Origin of the sequence: Aeromonas sp. QDB25 (assembly GCF_027707725.1) — a bacterium.
GTDB lineage: Bacteria > Pseudomonadota > Gammaproteobacteria > Enterobacterales > Aeromonadaceae > Aeromonas > Aeromonas caviae.
The window spans coordinates 1-664 of sequence record NZ_JAPCIZ010000239.1 but is presented as its reverse complement, the minus strand read 5'-3'; the positions used below and the strand labels follow the sequence as shown (position 1 = coordinate 664).

Sequence of the window (664 nt, the reverse complement as noted above, 5' to 3'; positions counted from 1 at the left end):
TTGGCAGGATGCAGGCCGGATTGATGCCATTCTGGAAGCGCTGCAACTCAAGCTCAATGAAGAAGGGCTCATCGATTTCGACCTGTGGTGCCTGGACGGCTCCAATGTCAGAGCATCCAAAGATGCTGCCGGTGCACGTAAAAAAACACCTCAATGAATCAAGCCCTTGGCCGTTCGCGGGGAGGTTTCGGCAGCAAAATTCACTTGGTCACGGACGGTCATGGCTTACCACTGAGCTTCTGCCTGTCACCGGGGCAATCAGCAGAAATCAGCTATGCAACAAGCGCGTTGGCCATGGCGAGGATACCAACGTCATCAGGTCGCTACCGAACACGGCCAGCGCATCTTGCCGCAGACAAGGCCTATAGCAGCAAAGCCTTTCGAGCCGAGCTACGGCGGAGAAGGATAAAAGCGGTCATTCCGCAACGCAGCGACCAGCAACGGCGCCATAAGGGGCGTCCATTGGTACTGGACAAGGTGCATTACCGCAGGCGCAATGTCGTGGAGCGGTGCTTCGGTTGGTTGAAGAAGTTTCGCCGGTTTTCAACGAGATATGAAAAGCTAGCCAAGAGTTTTGCAGCCTTTATCAAACTGGCTTTCTGCCTTCGCTACTTGCGCGAGTTATGTGTGGACAGAAAACCAGCATTTTGAGAACACAGCCTAG

The 664-nt window shown here is 53.9% G+C and carries 1 pseudogene; it reads left to right on the top strand.

Features of this window, described 5'->3' with window-relative positions:
- Positions 1-651 (top strand): annotated as a pseudogene (locus PG883_RS23695) (IS5 family transposase); the annotation flags it as partial.
- Positions 652-664 lie beyond the last annotated feature (13 nt).